The sequence below is a fragment of the Tessaracoccus lubricantis genome (genome assembly GCF_039544535.1).
GTDB classification, from domain to species: Bacteria; Actinomycetota; Actinomycetes; order Propionibacteriales; family Propionibacteriaceae; genus Arachnia; species Arachnia lubricantis.
The window spans coordinates 22,348-40,110 of the sequence record NZ_BAABLV010000042.1; the positions used below are offsets into that span (position 1 = coordinate 22,348).

Sequence of the window (17,763 nt, forward strand, 5' to 3'; positions counted from 1 at the left end):
AGAGCGGAATGAACGAATTCGACGTCATCGTCCTGGGCGGCGGCCCCGGCGGCTACATCGCCGCCGAGCGCCTCGGCCACGCGAAGAAGAGGGTCCTCCTGGTGGAGGCCGACGCGCTGGGCGGCACCTGCCTGAACGTGGGCTGCATCCCCACCAAGGCGCTCCTCAACGCGGCCAAGACCTACGCCCACGCCAAGCACGGCGCGAAGCTGGGCGTCAACGCCGGCGACATCTCGGTGGACTGGCCCACCATGCAGAAGTGGAAGAAGCAGACCGTCGACACCCTCGTGGGCGGCGTCGGCCAGGCCGAGAAGAAGGCCGGCGTCACCGTCGTCAAGGGCCACGGCACGTTCGACGGCCCCGGCAAGGTCACCGTCGACGGCACGCAGTACACCGGCAAGCACGTGATCCTCGCCACCGGCTCCGTCCCCGTCATGCCGCCCATCCCCGGCGCCAAGGACAACCCGAAGGTGGTGGACTCCACCGGCATGCTCGCCATCGAGGAGATCCCGGCGCGCCTCGCCGTCATCGGCGGCGGCGTGATCGGCCTCGAGTTCGCCAGCCTGTTCGCCATGCTGGGCTCCGAGGTCACCGTCGTGGAGATGCTGCCGGAGATCGTGCCGTTCATGGACGACGAGCTCGCCGCGCAGCTGCGCAAGGGCCTCGCCGACGTGAAGTTCAAGCTCGAATGCAAGGTCACCGCCATCGACGGCGGCACCGTCAAGTACGTGACGTTGGCCGGCGCGGAGGAATCCGTCGAGGCCGACGTCGTGCTGATGGCCGTTGGCAGGCGCCCCCTCGTGCAGGGCTGGGGCGCGGAGAACTCGGGCCTGGAGTTCTCCGGCAAGGGCATTGTCGTCGACGACCGGATGCGCACCAACCTGCCCAACGTGTGGGCCGTGGGTGACGTCACCGGCCGCTCGCTGCTGGCCCACGCGGCCTACCGCATGGGTGAGATCGCCGTCGCCAACATCCTCGACCCCGAGGCGCACCGCCGCGGCGAGATCATGCGCTGGAACACCATCCCGTGGGCCGTGTATTCGGCCCCTGAGGCGGCAGGCATCGGCCTCACCGAGAAGCAGGCCGCAGCGGCCGGCTACACGGTGGGCAAGGTAACGGTCCCGGCCTACCTGTCCGGTCGCTTCGTCGCCGAAGAGGGCGTCAAGGCACCCGGCGCCTGCAAGCTCGTCTACGACGCCGACAGCCTCACCGTGCTCGGCGTCCACGTGCTCGGCAGCTACGCCTCCGAAATGGTCTGGGGCGCCTCCGTCGTGCTCGAGACCGAACTCAGCATCACCGACCTGCGCCAGGTCGTCTTCCCCCACCCAACCGTCAGCGAACTGATCCGAGAAGCGGCTTGGGCCGCGAAGATCTGACACCAGGAGATACACACCCATGACCAAGTCACTCATCGTCGACCCGAGCAACGTACGTTCGGCGTCGTACATCGAATCACCGAAGGTTCCCGTCAACCAGTACAAGCCGGATTTCGACGCGGAACTCGCCAAGTACGGCAAGCAGGGCCTCGTCGACATCCTCCACGACATGATCGCCGTGCGGCAGTTCGAGACCATGCTGGATTCCATCAAGAAGACCGGCTCCTGGAACGGTGTCGAGTACAACCACCGCGGCCCCGCGCACCTGTCCATCGGCCAGGAATCCGCCGTCGTGGGCCAGGCCTCGCAGCTGAACCCCGACGACTACGTCTTCGGCTCGCACCGCTCGCACGGCGAGATCCTCGCCAAGTGCTACTCCGCGGCCCGCAAGCTGCCCGAAGACCAGCTCGAGAACATCATGAAGCAGTTCCTCGACGGCGAGACCCTCGGGTTCGCCGAGAAGGTGGGCTTCGAAAACCTCGCAGACCTGGCCGAGAACTTCATCCTCTACGGCACCGTCGCTGAGACCTTCGCCCGCTCCGCCGGCTTCAACCGCGGCCTCGGCGGCTCCATGCACGCCTTCTTCGCGCCGTTCGGCTCCATGCCCAACAACGCCATCGTCGGCGGCTCCGCAGACATCGCCACCGGTTCCGCGCTGTTCAAGCGCATCAACCGGCAGAACGGCATCGTGATCGCCAACATCGGCGACGCCTCCATGGGCTGTGGCCCGGTGTGGGAAGCCATGATGATGTCCGCCATGGACCAGTACCGCACCCTGTGGAAGGACGGCGTCGACGGCAACCCGCCCATCTGGTTCAACTTCTTCAACAACTTCTACGGCATGGGCGGCCAGACCGCCGGCGAGACCATGGGCTACGACATCCTCGCCCGCGTGGGCATGGGCGTGAACCCCGAGGCCATGCACGCCGAGCGCGTCGACGGCCTGAACCCGCTCGCCGTCGCCGATGCGGTCGCCCGCAAGCGCGAGATCCTGGAGAACGGCCACGGCCCGGTGCTCACCGACACCATCACCTACCGCTTCTCCGGCCACTCGCCGTCGGACGCCTCGTCCTACCGCACGCCCGAAGAGGTGGAGCTGTGGCAGGCCCACGACGGCCTCACGAACTACGCCAAGTACCTCGTCGACAACAAGGTCCTCACCCAGGACGAGGTGGACGGGATCCAGGCCACGTTCGACGAGCGCCTGACCAAGATCATCGCCATCGCCACGAAGGACGACGGCTCCAGCCCCCGCGTCGACACCGCGTTCATCGAATCGGTCATGTACTCCGACGGCAACGAGCCCTCGCTGGACACCACCCGCGAGCCGGAACTCCTCCAGCCGCTGGCGGAGAACGCCCGCGCCAAGTCGCTGCTCGCCAAGAGCCGCTTCTACAAGGACGCCTCCGGCAAGACGGTCTCCAAGGCCAAGGCCTACAACTACCGCGACGCGCTGTTCGAGGCCGTCGCGCACGGCTTCGCCACGGACCCGACGCTCGCCGGCTGGGGCGAGGAGAACCGCGACTGGGGCGGCGCGTTCGCCGTCTACCGCGGCCTCACCGAACTGCTGCCGCACCACCGCCTGTTCAACTCGCCCATCTCCGAGGCCGCCATCATCGGCGCCGGTGTCGGCTACGCGCTCTCGGGCGGCCGCGCCATCGTCGAACTGATGTACTGCGACTTCCTCGGCCGCGCGGGCGACGAGATCTTCAACCAGGCGCCCAAGTGGCAGTCGATGTCCGGCGGACTGCTGAAGATGCCGCTGGTCATGCGCGTGTCCGTGGGCTCCAAGTACGGCGCCCAGCACTCGCAGGACTGGTCCGCGCTCGTGGCGCACATGCCCGGCCTGAAGGTCTACTACCCCTCCACCCCGTTCGACGCCAAGGGCATGATGAACCTGGCGCTGCGCGGCACAGATCCGGTGGTGTTCTTCGAGTCGCAGCTGCTGTACGACGTGGCTGAGCAGTTCGTCGAGGACGGCGTGCCGGTGGAGTATTACGAGGTGGAAGAGGGTCAGCCGGTCGTCCGCCGCCAAGGCACGGATGTGACCATCGCGACGCTCGGCCCCACGCTGTACCGCGCGATGGAGGCCGCGGAGACGCTCGAGTCGAAGTACGGCGTGTCGGCGGAGGTCATCGACCTGCGCTTCATCGCGCCGCTGGACCTGACGGTGGTGCTGGAGTCGGTGAAGAAGACCGGCCGCCTGCTGCTGTCGTCGGACGCGGTGGACCGCGGCTCGTTCCTGCACGATGTCGCCTCCAGGGTGCAGACCCTGGCGTTCGACCACCTCGACGCCCCGGTCACCGTGGTGGGTTCCCGCAACATCATCACGCCCGCCGCCGAGCTGGAGAAGCTGTTCTTCCCGCAGCCCGAGTGGATCATCGACGCGATCCACGAGCGGATGCTGCCGCTGGACGGCCACACCCCGGAGTCGAACCAGACCGACGGCGAACTCGTCCGCCGCGCCAAGCTCGGCCTGTGACCGTTCCCTGAGCCAGTCGCCTGCGGCTGGCCTCACGAAGAGTCCCCTGAGCCAGCCGCCTGCGGCTGGTCTCACGAAGAGTTCCCTGAGCCAGCCGTCTGCGGCTGGTCGAAGGGCCCGGAGTCTCACGGGGAGTTCCCTGAGACAGCCGTCTGCGGCTGGTCGAAGGGCCCGGAGTCTCACGACAAGCTGGTCCCCCCAGCCGCAGACGCCCAGCGCCCCTCGACCGGGCGCTGGGCGCCCGGCTCAGGGACCGGGCGCCCGGCTCGGCCACGACGTCGCAGACCGTAGCCGGACGTCGCAGACCTGCGGCGGCGTCGCAGACAGAGGACTGTCTGCGACGCCACCCGCGGTCTGCGACGTGGCGGCACGTCTGCGACGTGGGCAACCTACGAAGGAGAAGGCATGACCCCCACCACCATCAACGACCCCCTCGCGACCCCGCTGGAGCGGTTGGACGCCCTGCGGGCGCACCTTGCGACGCACCCGGCGTTCCCCGGGTTCGTCACCGAATCCAACAACCACGTGCACACCATCTACAGCTTCAGCCCGTACACCCCGGCGATGGCGGCGCTGCGCGCCCGCGAGGCGGGCCTCACCGTCGTCGGCTCGGTGGACCACGACTCCGCCGCCGGCGCCGCGGAGATGACGGCGGCTGCGGCCGCCGTCGGGCTGGGCTCGGTGACGGGCTTCGAGTGCAGGGTCTACGTGCACCCCGCCGTCGACGTGGCGGAGGGGCGCGCGCCGTTCCACGACCGGAAGCTCAACAACCCCGACACCGCGGGGATCGCCTACATGACGGTGCAGGGCATTCCCGCCTCGGCGCGCGACGCGGTGGCCGAGTACCTCGCCCCCATCCGCGAGGCGCGGCTGAAGCGCACGGCGCAGATGGTCGACAACGCCAACGAGATCCTCGGGCGCCTCGGCGCCGAACTCATCGACGTGGAGCGCGACATCGTCGGCCGCTCGCAGTTCCTGCACGGCGGCACCGTCACCGAGCGGCACCTCCTCGCGGCGATGGCCGACAAGCTCATCGGGCGGTTCGGGCGCGGCGAGTCGCTCGTCGCCGGCCTCGGTGAGCTGGGGCTGCAGCTGTCCGACAAGGTGAGGGCGCAGCTGGGCGACGTCGACAACCCGCATCTCACGTTCGACCTGCTGGGCGTCATGAAGGCCGAGTTCCTCGACCAGATCTACGTGGTGCCGCAGCGGCTGGAGGACGGGGGAGAGTGCCCGACGATGGCCGAGGTCATCGCGTTCGCCAAGTCGATCAGCGCCATCCCGTGCTACGCGTACCTGGGTGACGTGACGGCGTCGCCGACGGGGGACAAGAAGGCCGAGAAGTTCGAGGACGACTTCCTCGACGAGCTCGTCGAGTTCCTCGGGCAGATCGGCATGCCGGCCATCACGTACATGCCGCCGCGCAACACCGCCGAGCAGATGGCGCGGATCGCCGAGCTGGCGGACCGCAACGGGCTGCTCGAGGTGAGCGGTGTCGACATCAACACGCCGCGCCAGGTGTTCAACTGCCCGGAGCTGCAGCGGCCGGAGTTGGCGCACCTCAACGACGCGACGTGGGCCATGGTCGCCCACGAGCAGTTGGCCGAGTTCAGCCGTGGCGCCGAGTGGGACGGGCGGCCGTTGGGCCTGTTCGACGACGGGTCGCCGCTGGCGGGCCTCTCGCTGAAGGATCGGGTGAAGCGCTACTCCGCCGTCGGCCGCTCGTTGGTCCAGGAGGGCCTGCCGGTGCCCGAGGCGGCGGCCCGGATCGCTGGTTGAGCCGGTCGCCTGCGAGCTTGCGAGCAGCGTGACCGTGTCGAAACCCCCCCGAGCCGATCTGACACCTGAACCGTGGGATTCGCTGGTTGAGCCGGTCGCCTGCGAGCTAGCGAGCAGCGTGACCGTGTCGAAACCCCCCAAGCCGATCTGACACCTGAACCGAGGGATTCGCTGGTTGAGCCGGTCGCCTGCGAGCTTGCGAGCAGCGTGACCGTGTCGAAACCCCCCAAGCCGATCTGACACCTGAACCGAGGGATTCGCTGGTTGAGCCGGTCGCCTGCGAGCTTGCGAGCAGCGTGACCGCGTCGAAACCCCTCAAGCCGATCTGACACCTGAACCCCCGACCCCAACACAGGAGACAACATGAGCATCACCACCATCGCCCCGGTGCTCCGGGGTGCCTACCTCGACAGGCACGGCGTGCCGGTCATCGTCACGCTCGTCGACGACGCCGCCGGCGCGGCGCTCAGCGTCGAGGCCGCGTCCCTCGAGGCGCTGCCCGGTGCGCTGGCGGGCTCCGACCTGCCGCTCCCGGCCGAGTTCACCGTCGACATTGCCGGCCAGGCGTACTCCTTCTCCATCGAGACGCTCGGCGACGTGACGGCGCTGCCCGACGCGAAGTCGCCCGAGGCGCGTTCCGCGAGCTTCCGCTCCGACGTCGTGGCGGGCAAGGTCGCCGTCGTCACCGGCGGCGCGCAGGGCTTCGGCGCGGAGATCGTGCACGGCCTGGTCGACTCCGGCGCGTTCGTCTACATCGCCGACCTGAACATCGACGGCGCCACCGCCCTCTCCGAGGAGCTCGGCGCCGATCGCACCGCGGCCATCAAGGTCAACGTGGGCGACGAGGACTCCGTCGCCGCGATGGCCGAGGAGATCGCCCGGCGCACCGGCGGCCTGGACCTGGTGGTGTCGAACGCCGGCGTGGTGCGCGCCGGCTCGGTGCTGGAACAGGAACTGAAGGACTTCGCGTTCACCACCGACATCAACTACACGGCGTTCTTCCTCGTCACCAAGCACCTGGGTGGGCTGCTGGCGGCGCAGCACAGCACGGCACCCGGCTGGATGACCGACATCATCCAGATCAACTCGAAGTCGGGCCTGGTGGGCTCGAACAAGAACGGCGCGTATGCGGGTTCGAAGTTCGGCGGCATCGGGCTGGTGCAGTCGTTCGCGTTGGAGATGGTGGAGCACGGCGTGAAGGTCAACGCGATCTGCCCCGGCAACTTCTACGACGGCCCGTTGTGGTCCGACCCCGACCGCGGCCTGTTCGTCCAGTACCTGCGCTCCGGGAAGGTGCCCGGCGCGACGACCATCGACGAGGTGCGCGAGTTCTACGAGGCGAAGGTGCCGCTGCGTCGCGGCACGTACGGCGCCGACGTGATGCGCGCGGTGTACTACATCGTCGAGCAGTCCTACGAGACCGGTCAGGCGATCCCGGTCACCGGCGGCCAGGTGATGCTGTCGAGCTGACGCACTGGCGCGACGACGGAGGGGCCCGGTGGCTGACGCTCAGCCGCCGGGCCCTCGTCGTGGCGGGGGTCAGCGGTGCTGCTGCGCCATCCACTGCCAGACGTGCTGGCCGTTGTGCTGCGGGTCGTTGCGGGCGACGTAGATCCACGACCAGTGCCCCATGAACTGGTGGCCCTGCCACGTCACCGTGTCGTACAGGGTGACGACGGCGTCGTCGATCAGGGCGGCCGCCCGCCCGGTGTTGGGCTCCCACGGCAGGACGGCGTCGTCCTTCGAGTGCACCAGCGCTGCTGCCGCCGCCCTGTCATCAACAGCGGCCTCCGGGGGGGCGACGCCATGGATGTCCACGAGATGGGGCCACCTCCCGCCAAACAGCGGGGGGTGGTTCCGTCGTGAGGACACCGAGGGCGAGTCGACGAGTGCGTTTGTCGTGGAGGAAGCGCCCTGGCGATGTGGGCATATGGAGCGGGCCCCCGGGACGGTCAGCATCGGTGGCAGGCCCAGCAAGTCGGCATGGGGAGCAGGTCCAAGGAGGTTCCGCCTCTGGAGCAGGCCTGGCGAGGATCAGCTCCTGGAAACTGGCGCTGTTTGAGGTCGGCGTGCTGTCGTCAGCCTGTGGCTTCCGTGGGCCGACGCCATGGATGTCCACAAGATGGAGCCACCCCCCGTCGATTCGCGGGAGGTGGCTCCATCTTGAGGACACTGAGGGCGAAGCGACCACTGCGGCGGCGATCGATCATTCCTCGGAGATCTTCTCCACGGTCTCGCCGACGGTGCTGCGATCCAGCTGGGTCGCGACATCGGCCTGCGCCACGATGCCGACGACTTCGTCGCCGTCCAGCACTGGGACGCGGCGGATCTGGTGGTCGGCCAGGACTTGGGCGACGACCGACGCATCGTCGTCGACGTTCACGCTCACCACGTCGGCGGTGGCGATCTCGCTTACCCGGGTCGACGACGGGTCCATGCCGCGGGCGATCGCACTCACGACGATGTCGCGGTCGGTCAGCACGCCCACGAGGCGGCCGTTGTCGAGCACCGGCATCGAGCCGACGTCGTGACGGGCCAGTTCCTTGGCGGCGTCTGCGAGCGTGTCGTCGGGTGCGAGGCACTCGGCGGGGGAACTCATGAGGTCTCGTGCGGTGGTCATGTCTACCTCCCGTTGGGGTTGGGCTGGCCGTCGACCAGCCGTCATTCCACCCTGTCACACAGAGAGCGGGTTGGAAGTCCCCAAAGGGGTGCCTTGTCCACGCCATCCGACGGTGGTCGCTCGCGTCTGGAGGTTTCCGCGGCCCGGGGTCGGGCGCTGGATGTCCAGGTGGCCTGGGGCCGAGGTGGGCGAGGGCAGCAAACGCGACGCTGGGTGATTGCCCGGGTGTGCGGGCGGGCTGAGGCTGTCGTCGGCGGGTTCGACGGCGGCCGGGCCCCGTCGTCGGGTTTGACGGCTGCGCGGCCCGGTCGTCGGGTGGTGCTGATTCTGGGTGCGGGATTCTTCGGCGTCCATGCCGACAAATCCCGCAGTGGGCCTCAGGCCGCCTGACGGGCGGGCCAGGCGCCGACCGTCAGGCGACCACCGGCGCCCACTCCGGGTCGCGCCCGATCAACGCCACCAGGCGATCCTCGGCCGGGTGCGACTCGTCCAGCACCACGGGGTTGCCGAACTCGCCCGACTCGCCCAGCACGTGCGCGATCGGCGTCATGCCCTCGACCATCCCGGCGACCACCTCGGGCTCCCACTCCGGGTCCTGACCGGAAGCCTTCGCCAGGTCCCAGCGGTGCATGAACAGGTCAGACAGGTACAGCTGCTCCAACACTTGGGCGAGCGTCTGGTCACCCTGCCCGACGTCGACGGTGCGCGCTAGCTGGTCGTCGTCCTCGACGAGCCGCTGCACGTTGTCGGTGTGCTTCCACCACGCGGCAAGCACGTCATCGCCCTCCACTTCGACGGTGGTCAACTCGACGCCGACCTTGTTCAGCAGACCGGGCAGCCACGTCATCAAGTGGATCAGCACGTCCCGCGCGCGCCACTCGGCCACGGGGGTGGGCCCGTCCCAGTCGGTGACATTGGCCGCGATGGCGCCGAGCTTGCCGGCGAGGGCGGAGTGCTGCTCCGCAATCTGGTTCGTCATGACGATGAGCTTACGACCCCGTCCTGACATCCGAGGGGCTGTGGACAACACTCCCGTGGCGCGACCGCATGACCCCCTCGCCCGACACAATGCAGGCGGATCCGACGTTTCATGAAGGGATGATCCATGCTCAAGAAGTTCCTTGGTGCCGCAGCTGCCGCGGTGCTTGCCCTGGGGGGTGCGGCCGTGGCGCCGCAGGCGCACGCCGACGGCACGTCGCAGCCCATCGGAATTGCCCCCGTGCAGCTGACGAAGCGGTCGGTCGCCACCGAGACGACGCCCACCTCGCTCAGCCCGCTGAGCGAGGTGCTGTGCTTCGCCACCCGCTGTGGCCTGTCGACGCCGATCACCGTCGGCACCAACGCCTGGCGCGAGGGCGCACCCATCCGCATCAACGTGACCGGCCAGAAGAACAAGACCGTGCAGGTGCGCGCGTACGCCGTGCGGCAGGACAACGGCAAGCTCGCCGCCGTCGCCATCTCCAACAGCGTCGCCGCCACCCCGACGGGGGCCACCTCCGACGGCTACGGGTACGTCCGCGTCGAAGCCACCGTCGGCCAGATCCCCGCCCCGTTCAATGGCGCCGAGGTCATCGTGCAGACGGCGGACTGGACGCCGCAGCTCAGCCTGGTGCCCGCCGACACCAGTGCCGCCGAGCCCGGCAAGGTGCACATCACCCAGGTGCTGTCGTCCCGCGGCCGAGACCTGGGCTTCGTCGAGGAGTACTTCACCGACACGTTCCACCGCCGACTCGACACCGCCATCCCCGGCCACCGCTACTCCGTGCAGCTGCTGCGCAGCGGCCGCTGGGTCACCATCGACAACCAGGGCCCGGCCACCGTCGGCGACCTCGGCACCGCCTCCATCCAGGCCAAAGTGCCCGCTGACCTGCCCACCGGCAAGTACCGCACCCGCATCGTCAACATCACCAGGAACATCACGGACCTGACGCCCGACGTCGAGGGCGCCTACTTCACGTGGACGCTCAACGCCACCCCGCCGAAGCCCACGGACCCGGGCTTCAACGTCTACACCACCCCCGGCCTCTGGGACTACAACGGCCGCAAGTGGAAGACCTCCTGCGAGGCGTACTCCGCCACCGAACGCTGCCGCACCGAGATCTGGGCCACGCAGATCCTCTACAAGGCCGGCACGTTCAGCCGGGTCGACGGCTGGGCGTTCAACAACCTCACGTACAAGCCGTCGCCGCGTTCGCTGTGGAAGGGCAACCCCCTCGGCGGCAACGGCGTCGTGGGCCACGCGGGCCAGTGGACGGCGGCGGACGGCCGCCAGTGGCGCGTCGAGTGCGACACCGCCAGCACGGGCCGCGGCGGCTGCCGCTCCTACGCCATGGCGAAGGTCGCCGAGGCCACGTCACCGGGGGCGGCGACCTACCATGTGGTGGACAAGTGGCTCTTCAACAACATCGTCCAGTTCAGCTGAGCCGAACCCGAATGGAGTGGCAACGCATGACCTTCACGAGAACCCTCGCCGGCGGCCTCATGGCCACCGCCGTCGCGCTCATGGGGCTGGCGGTGTCGCCGCAGACGGCGCAGGCCGACACCGCCTCGGCGCAGATCAAGAAGCTGTGCGGGGTGGAGAACCCCAAGACCGAATGCAGCATCGACATCGACTCGAAGTACCTCCACCCGGATCCGGAGGAGGGCGTCACCATCGAGGCCACCATCACCGGCGTGCCGGACGTGACGGTGCCGGTGGCCGCGTACTACGTCGAGTGCGTCAAGGGCCAGCGCTGCCACCAGGTGAGGGCGTCGGACCCGGTCACCGTCACGCTGGGCAAGGCCCGGGCGGGCGACACCAAGGGCGTCGCCCGCGTCACCCTCAAGACGCGCCCGCTCACCAGCCCGCTCACGTCGCGGGCCGGGCTGCGCGTCCAGACCGACGACTGGCAGTACTACAACTGGGTCACCATCCCCAGCGCCACCTCGCTGACGTACGACCCGTCGTCGACCCTGGTGGTCACCAAGCGGCCGCGCGACCTCGGCTTCTCCGAGCAGCCCGACAAGCACGGCGTCTTCGACCGCGAGATCTACAACGCCTCGGCCTCCGCGCACTACAGCGTGCAGGTCAAGGTGGGCACCCGCTGGGTCTCCGCAGACAGGAACGGACCGGTGCGCGGCATCGGCCCGGGCTGGACGGTCATCCCCGGCCAACTGCCCATCGGCCTCGCCTCCGGCACGTACCAGATGCGAGTGGTCAACGTGACCCACGGCCAGACCGGCCTGACGCCCGAGACCATGCCCGAGCTCGACCTCGAGTGGAAGCTCAGCATGGACAGCAAGCTGTTCAACGTCTACGTGACACCCGGCACCTGGGACCTCAACGGGCGCAAGTGGCGCACCAGCTGCGAGCCCTACTCGGCCACGGACCGGTGCCGCACCGAGATCCAGGCCACCCAGATCCTCTACCAGAACGGCACGTTCAAGCGCGTCGACGGGTGGGCGTTCAACAACCTCACCTACAAGCCGTCGCCGCGTTCCCTCTGGAAGGGCAACCCGCTGGGCGGCAACGGCACGGTGGGGTACGCGGGGCAGTGGAAGGCCGCAGACGGACGTCAGTGGCGCGTGGAATGCGACACCGCCGCCTCGGGCCGCAACGGCTGCCGCTCCTACGCCATGGCCAAGGTGGCGGAGCCAACTGCGGCCGGCGCCGCCACGTACCACGTGGTGGACAAGTGGCTGTTCAACAACATCGTCCAGTTCAGCTGACCACCTGACCCGGCAGCGGCGGCCCTTCGCGGGGCCGCCGCTGTGCGTTTCCGCACGCCGCGCCCACATCCCGACTACTCTGGAGACTATTAGTTTCGACGAAACCCAAAAGGCCATGTACCCAGAGCACTCACCCCAGCCAGACCCCGCCCTCCGTCATCGCCGCGGCGCCGCGCGCCTCACCGTCCTCCGCGACGGCGAACCCCTCGCCGACGCAGACCTCACCGTCGAGCAGACCGGCCACGACTTCGGCTTCGGCTGCATCGGCTTCGACTTCGTGCCACTCCACGGCGGCGAACTCGACCCCGACGGCGACGAGGCGGCCCGCCTCACGGCCCTCGCCGAGCAGTGGCTCGACGTCTTCAACTGGAGCACGCTGCCTTTCTACTGGGCGCAGTTCGAGCCCGAACGCGGCCGGCCCCGCACCGAGCAACTGCGCCGCACCGCCGAGTGGTTCCGCAGCAGGGGAGTGACCCTCAAGGGCCACCCGCTGGTCTGGCACACGCTCACCGCGCCCTGGCTCCTCGACCTCGCCACCGACGAGATCGAACGCCTCCAGCGCGAGCGCATCCGCCGCGACGTCGGCGACTTCCGCGGGCTCATCGGCATGTGGGACGCCATCAACGAGGTGGTGATCATGCCGGTGTTCACGGCGGAGGCCAACGGCATCACGCGGCTGGCGCGCAGGCTCGGCCGTGTCGGCACCATCCGCCTGGCGTTCGAGGAGGCCCGCGCCAGCAACCCGTCGGCCACGCTGCTCCTCAACGACTTCGACATGTCCAGCGCCTACGACACCCTCATCGAGGCCGTGCTCGAGGCCGGCATCCAGGTGGACGCCATCGGCCTGCAGAGCCACATGCACCAAGGCTGGTGGGGCGAGGAGAAGACCCTGCGCGTCCTGGACAAGTTCTCCCGCTACGGCCTGCCGCTGCACTTCACCGAGATGACGCTCGTGTCCGGCGACCTCATGCCGGCGCACGTCGTGGACCTCAACGACCACGTCGTCGACACCTGGCCCTCCACGCCCGACGGCGAGGCCAGGCAGGCCGAGGAACTCGAGGCGCACCTCCGGTTGCTGTGGCAGCACCCGAGCGTCGCGTCGGCGACGTACTGGGGGATCTCCGACGTCGGCGCCTGGCTGGGCGCACCCGCCGGGCTCATCAGGGCCGACGGCACCCCCAAGCCCGCCTACGACGCGCTGCGCCGCCTCGTGAAGGGGGAGTGGTGGACCGCGCCCACCACCCTGCGCACCGACGCGGCCGGCCGGGTCGAGGTGGAGGGCTGGCGCGGCACCCACCGGCTCACCGCGGGAGGCGCCTCCGCCAGCTTCAGCCTGACCGCCCCCACCGCCGACCTCATCCTGAGCCTCGACTGAGGGCCCGCTGGCCGCGCCGGGCCGGCCCGCCCCGGGCTACGCCCGGGCGGTCGAGCCCCGCACCACGAGCCGGGTGGGGAGCTTGCGGTGCAACTGCTCGAGCTCGCGCCCGGCCAGCAGGTCGAGCAGCATGGTGAGCGCCAGCGAGCCGATGGCGTGCAGCGGCTGGGCGACCGTGGTCAGCCCGGGCAGGTGGCGCGCGGCCTCGGGCACGTCGTCGAAGCCGACGACGGACAGGTCGCCCGGCAGCGTCAGCCCGCGCTCGCGCGCGGAGGTCATGACCTGGATGGCCGAGACGTCGTTGGCGGCCACGATCGCCGTCGGCCGCTGCGGGTGGTCCAGTAGGGCCGCAGCGGGTGCGGCGGCGCCGACCATGGTGTAGTCGCCCTCCTGCACCAGTGACTCGTCGACGGGCAGCCCGGCGTCGGCCATCGCCGCTCGGAAGCCGCGCTCGCGGGCACCGGCGGAGGCCAGGTCGTCGCGGCCGCCCAGGTAGCCGATGCGGGCGTGGCCCAGCTCGACGAGGTGGGCGACGGCGGCCCGCATGCCGCCCTCGTCGTCGACGGAGACGGTGGGGATGGAGGGGTGGGCCTCCTGCGGGTCCACCGCCACCACCGGGAAGGTGCCCGACGTGGGCTCGACGCTGGGGGTGACGATGATCGCCCCGTCCACCAGGCTGCCGGCCAGGCGGCCGAGCAGCTTCGTCTCCCACCCGGTGGGTGCGTGCGGGTTGTGGGAGGCGCCGGCCCAGGCCATGATCTCGCGGTCGGTGCCCTCTGCCGCGCTGCCGACGCCCTTGAGGATCTCGGCGGAGTAGGGCTCGAACTGGCTCACCAGCACCCCGACGACGCCGGTGCGGCGTGAGCGCAACGCCTGGGCGCCGAAGTTGCCGACGTAGCCCAGCTCGTTGATGATCTGCAGCACCCGCTGCTGCGTGGCGGGGGCGATGCCGTCTCGGCCGTTCATGACCTTGGAAATGGTCGACACCGACACGCCCGCGGCGCGGGCGACATCGGTGATCGTCACTCGACGCATCGGTTCTCCTCCAACCCCATCCACCGGCGCCGGGGTCAGCCCTTGACGGCGCCGGTGAGGCCGCCGACGATGCGCCGCTCGAAGATGCTGAAGAACAGCAACGCGGGCAGCATCGACAGCGAGGTGAAGGCTAGCACCGCGGCCGTGTTCACCGAGTGCTGGGAGGCGAAGGCCTGCACGCCCAGGGGAAGCGTGTACTTCTCCGGGGAGCTCAGGATGAACAGCGGCAGCATGTAGTTGTTCCAGGCGCCGATGAACGCGAGGATGCCGGTGGTGATGACGCCCGGCAGCGACAGCGGGAGCACCATGCGCAGGAAGAACCCGACGCGGCCGGAGCCGTCGATGGCGGCGGCCTCCTCGATCTCCTTGGGGATGGCCCGCAGGAACGGCACCAGGATGATGACCGTCACGGGCAGCGCGAAGGCGATCTGCGGCAGGATGATGCCGGCCAGGCTGTCGGTCAGCCCCAGGGTGCGGATCAGGATGTACAGCGGCGTGATGGCCACGGTGAGCGGGAACATCAGGCCGGCCGCGAACAGCGAGAACAGCGCGTTGCGCCCGCGGAAGTCGTAGCGGGCGATGACGTAGCTGGCCGCCAGTGCCAGCGCGACGCAGCCCACCGTCGTCAGGGTGGCGGAGATCGTCGAGTTGCCGAACTGGATCCAGAAGGTGCTGGAGGTCAGCACGTCGGTGTAGTTCTCGAGGACCCAGGGACTCGGCAGGCCGGACGGATTCGTCGTGATCTGCGCGTTGCTGCGGAAGCCGCCGAGGATGATGTACAGCACCGGCCCGATGCACAGCGCGATCAACACCGTGGCGAGCAGGTAGAGGCTGGGGCTACCCCAGGGGACGCTGGACTTGCTCTGCTTCTTGCCACCATAGGGGCGGCGAGCGGCCCGGCTACGTTGGGTGAGGGCGGCCTGGGACATCAGTTCTTGTCCTTTCCGGGCTTCTCCGTGAGGGCGCCCTCGGTGTCGCGGCGCAGCACGAAGCGCTGATAGGTCAGAGCGATGACCAGCGAGATCAGGAAGATGACGACGGCGACGGCGTTGCCGTAGCCGTAGTTACCGGCGAGGCGGCCCTCGCGGACCATGTAGGTGGCCATCGTCGAGGTGCCCGCGGTGTCTGCCACGTACTGACCCCAGATGATGTAGACGAGGTCGAACAGCTGCAGCGAGCCGATGATCGACAGGAACGCCCAGATGCGGATGGTGGGGCCGAGCAGCGGCAGGGTGATGGCGCGCTGGATCTGCCAGTAGGACGCACCGTCGACGGCGGCGGCCTCGTACAGCTCATCGGGGATGCCCTGCATACCCGCGAGCATGAGGATCACCGCGAAGCCGATGTACTTCCAGGAGATGATGACCATCAGGGTCCAGATGGCGATCTTCGGGTTCGCGATCCAGTCCTGCTGGAGAGCGTCCAGGCCGATCTTGCCGAGGAAGTCGTTGATGGCACCTGTGCTCTGCAGCATCAGGGACCACCCGGTGCCGACGATGACTTCGGCGATGACGTAGGGGACGAAGATCAGCACCCGGATGAGGGAGCGGCCCCGTACCTGTTGGTTGAGTAGGAGGGCGAATCCGATCGCGATGGGTCCCTGCATGATGAGGGACGCGATGACGATGAACCCGTTGTGCTGCACCGCGGAGAGGAAGAGACCGTCGGTGAAGATGGTGACGTAATTCTGCAGCCCGATGAACTCGGTGGGCGGGCCGAAGCCGCGCCAGCGGAAGAAGCCGTAGTAGGCCGCCATGACCACGGGGAAGATGACGAAGCCTACGAACATCACGATCGCAGGGCCCGCGAGGAGCATGATCTCCGCGCGCTTGAGCCAGTCAGCCCGTGCTCGGCGCGGCCGGCCGGCCCGGGCCGGCGCCGTGGAGGCGCCGACCCGAGCAGTGGTGGTGGTTTCAGTCACGACCGGCCTCCGTGTCAGCCCTTGGCGGCGGCGGACTCGACTGCGGACACGATGTCCTCAGGCGTGCCCTGGCCGGCGAGCATGTTGACGACGCCGGCGTTGAGCGCGTTGCCCACGTTCTGGCCCAGCAGGGTGTCGAGCCAGACCGTCATGTAGGCCGCGTTGGAGTAGGCGCCGAGGATGTCCTTCAGCGCGGGGTCCTCCACCGCGTCTGCCGCGTCGCCGTTGGCAGGGAGGGTGTTGAACGCCGTGGCGTACGCCTCCTGGTTCGCCTTGCTGGCGTAGAAGTTCAGGAAGTCGGCGCACTCGGCCGGGGAATCGATGTAGCAGGCGTAGCCGTCGGCGCCGCCCATCATCGCCGTCGGGTCACCTTCGCCGCCCTCGACGGCCGGGAAGGGGAACCAGCCGAGGTCAGGCAGCGGCTTCTCGTCGGGGGTGAGGGAGGCGATGACGCCGGGGTTCCAGGCGCCCATCAGTTCCATACCGGCCAGGTGGTTGGCGACGAGGCCGGCGGAGCTACCCGCGCCCTGCTGGGCGGAGGTGGTGAGGAAGCCCTGGTTGAACGGCTCGGTGTCGGCGAACTCCTTCAGCTGCTTGCCCGCTTCGAGCCAGCACTGGTCGGAGAAGTCGAGGTCTGCGGCCTTGTTGATGGTGTCCTCGCTGCACTGGCGCAGCACGAAGAAGTAGTACCAGTGGGCTGCCGGCCAGGCGTCCTTGCCGCCCAGCGCGATGGGCTCGACGCCCGATTCCTTGAGCTTGGCGACGGCGTCGTTCAGCTCGTCCATGTTCTCGGGCGTGCCCTCGATGCCGGCCGCCTCGAAGAGGTCCTTCGAGTAGTAGATGCCGCCGGGCAGGAGCGAGGTGGGGAGGCCGTAGATCTTGCCGTCCACGTTGAAGGTGTTGACGATCGCGTCGCCGTAAGCCTCCTTGGTCTCGTCGGAGATGGCGTCGGTGATGTCCATGATCTGCTGGGCCTCGACCATGTCGGCCAGCTTGCCGCCGCCACGCGCCATGAAGATGTCGGGCGCGTCGCCGGAGTTGAGCGCCGTCTGCAGGCGTCCGTCCATGTCTTCGTTCTGGATCACCTGGATCTCGAAGGTGACGTTGGGGTTCTCCGCGGTGAATGCCGCAGTTGTGTCCTCCCAGTAGGCCTTACCGGGGCCTGTGGTGGAGTTGTGCCAGAAGCTCAGGGTGACGGGTTCGCCGCCGGCAGCTGAGCTTGCCGCGTCGCTGGGCGCTGTGGTCTCGCCGGGCTCAGTCGCCCCGCCGCCGCACGCGCTCAGCAGGAGAGCCGCGATCGCGGTTCCGATGAGGGCCTTCTTCATGTGTGGTTCCTCCCAGTCAGCATTGACTTTGATGGCATTTAGTTGTGCCGTGAGACTAATCCTGGCAAGCTAACCTCCGTCTTTCATGAGGCGGCTTGAGAGCTGCCAGCCGGGCTGTCGGGGCCCGACCTGAACACGGGGCCAA

Annotated in this window: 14 protein-coding genes; 7 read left to right on the forward strand and 7 right to left on the reverse strand. The window is 68.9% G+C overall.

Translation table 11 applies throughout. The features are described from left to right. Positions 1-8 precede the first annotated feature (8 nt). The 4 genes from lpdA to ABEA30_RS14525 all read left to right on the forward strand — a co-directional run bounded on the left by lpdA (position 9) and on the right by ABEA30_RS14525 (position 7,104). Positions 9-1,376 (forward strand): dihydrolipoyl dehydrogenase, encoded by a 1,368-nt coding sequence (gene lpdA / locus ABEA30_RS14510; RefSeq protein WP_345584104.1) that lies wholly within the window; start codon positions 9-11, stop codon positions 1,374-1,376. Positions 1,377-1,395: 19 nt separating this feature from the next. Next, on the forward strand, positions 1,396-3,858 hold the full coding sequence (locus tag ABEA30_RS14515) for an alpha-ketoacid dehydrogenase subunit alpha/beta (protein ID WP_345584106.1): 2,463 nt from the start codon (positions 1,396-1,398) through the stop codon (positions 3,856-3,858). Between the two features lie 405 nt (positions 3,859-4,263). Then, positions 4,264-5,634 carry a PHP domain-containing protein gene (locus ABEA30_RS14520; RefSeq protein WP_345584108.1) on the forward strand — a complete coding sequence of 457 codons (1,371 nt, stop codon included), beginning with the start codon at positions 4,264-4,266 and terminating at the stop codon, positions 5,632-5,634. A 363-nt stretch (positions 5,635-5,997) separates the two neighbouring features. Further along, positions 5,998-7,104, forward strand: a complete 1,107-nt coding sequence (locus ABEA30_RS14525; RefSeq protein WP_345584110.1) for an SDR family NAD(P)-dependent oxidoreductase — start codon at positions 5,998-6,000, stop codon at positions 7,102-7,104. A 69-nt stretch (positions 7,105-7,173) separates the two neighbouring features. Here ABEA30_RS14525 and ABEA30_RS14530 read toward each other — a convergent pair whose 3' ends face one another. The 3 genes from ABEA30_RS14530 to ABEA30_RS14540 form a co-directional block, all read right to left on the reverse strand. Continuing rightward, entirely contained in the window at positions 7,174-7,452 is a 279-nt protein-coding gene (locus ABEA30_RS14530) for a hypothetical protein (RefSeq protein ID WP_345584112.1), read from the reverse strand. Positions 7,453-7,840: 388 nt separating this feature from the next. Further along, positions 7,841-8,254, reverse strand: coding sequence for a CBS domain-containing protein (locus ABEA30_RS14535; protein WP_345584115.1), 414 nt, complete (start codon positions 8,252-8,254; stop codon positions 7,841-7,843). Positions 8,255-8,666: 412 nt separating this feature from the next. Then, positions 8,667-9,233 (reverse strand): DinB family protein, encoded by a 567-nt coding sequence (locus tag ABEA30_RS14540; RefSeq protein ID WP_345584117.1) that lies wholly within the window; start codon positions 9,231-9,233, stop codon positions 8,667-8,669. Positions 9,234-9,359: 126 nt separating this feature from the next. On the opposite strand from ABEA30_RS14540, the gene ABEA30_RS14545 reads away from it, so the two are divergent. From ABEA30_RS14545 to ABEA30_RS14555, 3 genes are all read left to right on the forward strand, one after another. Next, positions 9,360-10,676 carry a hypothetical protein gene (locus ABEA30_RS14545; protein WP_345584119.1) on the forward strand — a complete coding sequence of 439 codons (1,317 nt, stop codon included), beginning with the start codon at positions 9,360-9,362 and terminating at the stop codon, positions 10,674-10,676. Positions 10,677-10,702: 26 nt separating this feature from the next. Further along, positions 10,703-11,962 (forward strand): hypothetical protein, encoded by a 1,260-nt coding sequence (locus ABEA30_RS14550; protein WP_345584121.1) that lies wholly within the window; start codon positions 10,703-10,705, stop codon positions 11,960-11,962. A gap of 115 nt (positions 11,963-12,077) precedes the next feature. After that, positions 12,078-13,337, forward strand: a complete 1,260-nt coding sequence (locus ABEA30_RS14555) for an endo-1,4-beta-xylanase (protein WP_345584123.1) — start codon at positions 12,078-12,080, stop codon at positions 13,335-13,337. A gap of 36 nt (positions 13,338-13,373) precedes the next feature. Here ABEA30_RS14555 and ABEA30_RS14560 read toward each other — a convergent pair whose 3' ends face one another. From ABEA30_RS14560 to ABEA30_RS14575, 4 genes are read right to left on the reverse strand one after another with little or no spacing between them, the layout of a single operon-like run. After that, positions 13,374-14,372 (reverse strand): LacI family DNA-binding transcriptional regulator, encoded by a 999-nt coding sequence (locus ABEA30_RS14560; protein WP_345584125.1) that lies wholly within the window; start codon positions 14,370-14,372, stop codon positions 13,374-13,376. A 35-nt stretch (positions 14,373-14,407) separates the two neighbouring features. Further along, positions 14,408-15,301: a carbohydrate ABC transporter permease gene (locus ABEA30_RS14565; RefSeq protein ID WP_345584127.1), complete on the reverse strand. Its 894-nt coding sequence runs from the start codon at positions 15,299-15,301 to the stop codon at positions 14,408-14,410. Further along, entirely contained in the window at positions 15,301-16,293 is a 993-nt protein-coding gene (locus ABEA30_RS14570) for a carbohydrate ABC transporter permease (protein ID WP_345584129.1), read from the reverse strand. Before ABEA30_RS14570 ends, ABEA30_RS14565 begins: the two co-directional genes overlap by 1 nt. 14 nt (positions 16,294-16,307) lie before the next feature. Beyond that, positions 16,308-17,618: an ABC transporter substrate-binding protein gene (locus ABEA30_RS14575; protein ID WP_345584130.1), complete on the reverse strand. Its 1,311-nt coding sequence runs from the start codon at positions 17,616-17,618 to the stop codon at positions 16,308-16,310. Positions 17,619-17,763: the final 145 nt, after the last annotated feature.